The following is a 3,871-nucleotide window of genomic DNA, read 5'->3' on the forward strand; positions in this document are numbered from 1 at the left end:
GCGCCCGGCGTCGTCCATGCCGCCGACAAATGCTCCACGCCCGCGCCGGCTGCTGCGGGCCTGACGCTTGCTGGCGGGAGTGATCAAGGCTCGCAGTCCGGCGAAGCTGTCGGCGTTCACCAGCCCGGCACCCACCAGTTCCTGCAAGGCGCTTTCCAGTTCGCTGCGCAGCAGGTGCGCCTCGTGCAGCAGCTCATCGAAAAACAATGCGCCGTGCTCGCTGAGGGCCTGGTGGACTTTTTGCGTCCTCGGCGACAACTCGTCGAGCGGCGTCTGCTCGGCCAGGCTGCTCCAGAGCCCGACCTGGCGGCGCGGCAGCAAGACGATCGGCGTGCTGCGCAAGGCGCTGGCGGACAGCTTCTGGCGGGCGCTCAGGCGCGTCCAGACAAACTTGCCGCCGCGACACAGTTCGTCGAGCCAGCTCGCTGAATAATCCTTGATCCGCGCCGGCAGCAGGTCGCTGTCCCAGGCCGAGGCGGCCGCCGGATAACCTTCGAACTGGCTGACGATCGATGGCAATACGGCGCTGCCCCGGCCTTGGGTGGATGGCGACAGGTGCTGCCAGTCGAAGAGAAACCGCATGAAATCCTGCAGCGTCACCGGCTCGATTTCCCGACGCAGGCGCTTGACGGTGTAGCGGTGGATCCGCGCCAGCAGGTGCCGCTCGCACCATTCCTCCTGCCCGGTGCCCGGCGTGAACCGACCGCGCAGCACATACCCTTGTTGCTCCAGTTGGGCCAGGGCCTGGGTCGCTTGCGCGGGTGACAACCCCAGCGGATAGGCGATCGCCGTCAGCGGCTGCGGGCCGAAGGCGCTGAGTCGCGCCCGCAGGACCTCGACCACGGCGTCGTCGCTGTCCCACTGCTCATCAAACCCCGGCAGTGGCGTCAGCGGCGGCTGCCATCGGGTCTGTGGGTAAATTGCTTGCAGGCACGTCAGCCGTTCCAGCGGCACCCACAAACCACGCTCCTCGCTGATCCGCACATGACTGGCGCGACCGCGCTCGGCCAGGGTCCGCAAGCCCTCCAGCCACGACGGCTCGGCGTCGGCTTCGCTGTCGGCAATGCACGCCAGGCTCATCAGCGCTTCATGGATTTCATCGATATTGCTCGGCGTCGGCCAGGCCTCTTCCCGCACCGCCTGAATGGCTTCGGCATCCAGCGCGCCGAGGTCATCGGTGGATTGCGGATCGCTCCAGCGGCGATTGATCACCGCTTGGGTGCGGCGTTCTTCCAAAGGCGCGTCGTCGAGAAAAGTGTAGGGTCGGGCGCTGAGAATTTCCGCCGCCAGGGGCGAGGGCGCCGGCAGGTCGCGGCTGACCAAGCGGATCTCGCCCGCTTCCATGCGTCGCAACAGGGCCAGCCAGCCTTCGCTGTCCATGGCTTCGTGCAGGCAATCGTCGAGGGTCTGTTCCACCAGCGGGTGGTCGGGAATCTCTCGCTCGCCGGCGAGATTTTCCAGACAGGCGATCTGGTCGGGAAAAACGCTGGCGATCAGGTCTTCGCTCTTCATGCGCTGGATCTGCGGCGCGACCTTGCGCCCACCGGTGTAACGCGGCAACGCCAGGGCCACGCCGGCGTTCCAACGCCAGCGCACCCCGAACAACGGCGCATCCAGTACCGCCTGGATCAGGATCTGTTCGGCGCTGTGGCTGGTGAGGTAACGCCAGACCTCGTCCAACTCGAAGCTGTGGCTGGTGGAGAGCGAGAGCACGATGGCGTCTTCGCTGGCGGCGGCCTGCAATTCGAAATTGAAGGTGCGACAGAAACGCTTGCGCAGGGCCAGACCCCAGGCGCGGTTGATGCGGCTGCCGAACGGCGTGTGGATGATCAGCTGCGTACCGCCGGATTCGTCGAAAAAGCGCTCCATCAGCAGCGTGTCCTGGGACGGCAGGGCGCCGAAGGCCAGGCGCGCCGGGGCGAGGTAATCGAGCAGTTGCTCGGCGCTGGCGAGGTTCAGTTGCAGGGTCCCGGTCAGCCAGTCGAGGGCCGGTTGCAGGTTGCCCGGTGTGGCGCCGAGCAGTTCATCCAGGCGGGCTTGCAGGCGGGCCACGGCCTCGGACAGCTCGGCGCTGCGCCCCGGCGCTTCGCCAAGCCAGAACGGGATGGTCGGCGGTTGGCCCTGGGCGTCCTCGACCCGCACGCGGCCACTCTCGACGCGAATGATCCGGTACGAGGTATTGCCCAACTGGAACACGTCGCCGGCAATGCTCTCGACCGCGAAATCTTCGTTGACGCTGCCGATGTTCAGGCCCTGGGGTTCGAGCAGCACGCTGTAGTCGGCATTGTCCGGAATCGTGCCGCCGCTGGTCACGGCGGTGAGCTTGCTGCCTCGGCGCCCGCGCAGGGTACGAGTGACCGCGTCGCGATGCAGGTACGCGCTGCGCACACCCTGGCGGCCATTGACGCCTTCGGCGAGCATCTGCAACAGCGCCTGGTAATGGCCTTCGTCGAGTTCGGCATAGGGCGAGGCACGGCGGAACATCTCCAGCAAGGCCTGTTCATGCCATTCCTGGCAACTGACCTCGGCGACGATCTGCTGCGCCAGCACATCCAGCGGCGCCTCGGGGATGTGCAGGATGTCCAGCTCGCCACGGCGCACGCAGTCGAGCAGGGCGACGCACTCGATCAGGTCGTCACGAGTGGTGGCGAACAGACGCCCCTTCGGCGTGCCGCCGACCTGATGGCCGGAGCGTCCGACCCTTTGCAGGAACGCCGAGATCGAACGGGGCGAGGCGATCTGGCAGACCAGGTCGACATCGCCGATATCGATGCCCAGCTCCAGGGACGCGGTGGCAATCAATACCTGCAGTTCGCCGCGCTTGAGCCGTTGTTCGGCGTCGAGGCGAAACTCCTTGGCCAGGCTGCCGTGGTGGGCCGCCACCGCCTCCTTGCCCAGGCGCTCGCTCAAATGCCGGCTCAGGCGTTCGGCCAGGCGCCGGGTATTGACGAACACCAGCGTGGTCCGATGTTGCCGGGCCAGTTCGGCGAGCCGGTTGTAGACCAGTTCCCAGACATCGTTGGCCATCACCGCCGAGAGCGGCACGGGCGGCACTTCGATGTTCAGGTCCCGTGGGCGGGCGTGGCCGATGTCGACGATTTCACAAGTGCGTCCCTGGCCGACGAGAAAGCGCGACACCGCTTCGATGGGTTTTTGCGTAGCGGACAGGCCGATGCGCACCAACGGCTCGGCGCACAGCGCCTGCAGTCGCTCCAGGCTCAAGGCCAGGTGGCTGCCGCGCTTGCTCGCGGCGATGGCGTGGATTTCATCGATGATCACCGTGCGCGTGCTGGCGAGCATCTGCCGGCCGGAATCGGAACCGAGCAGCACGTAGAGCGATTCGGGCGTGGTCACCAGGATGTGCGGCGCGGTCTTGCGCATCGCCGTGCGATCTTTTTGCGGGGTGTCGCCGGTGCGCACCGCCGTGGTGATGGGCAAGGGCGGCAAGCCCATTCGTTGCAACTGCTCGGTGATGCCGGCCAGGGGATTTTGCAGATTGATGCGGATATCGTTGCTCAACGCCTTGAGCGGCGAGACGTAGACCACCAGGGTCTGGTCCGGCAGACCGCCTTGCGCCAGGCCGCGATGCACCAGGTCATCGAGCACCGCGAGAAACGCCGTCAGGGTCTTGCCCGAGCCAGTGGGCGCCGCGACCAGCACCGAACGCCGTTGGCTGATCAACGGCCACGCCCGGGCCTGGGCGGCGGTGACCGCCGGGAATGTCTGGTTGAACCAGGCGCGAACGGCGGGGTGAAAGCCTGCCATGGCGTGGTCGGCTGGAAGGGGCAGATTCATAGGGGCAGTTTAGGCGGGTGGGGTGGGTAGGATGCAAGTACCGTCCGGGATCTCTATCGCCTGCCAGGGCCCCCTT

At 66.6% G+C, this 3,871-nt stretch carries 1 protein-coding gene; it reads right to left on the minus strand.

All coding sequences use genetic code 11. The features are described 5' to 3' along the window. A partial coding sequence (locus tag ACE04F_RS18630) for a DEAD/DEAH box helicase (RefSeq protein ID WP_486108973.1) occupies positions 1 to 3,795 on the minus strand: 3,795 nt, incomplete at its 3' end. Between the last annotated feature and the right edge of the window lie 76 nt (positions 3,796 to 3,871).

It is taken from the genome of Pseudomonas sp. AGC41, assembly GCF_057334555.1.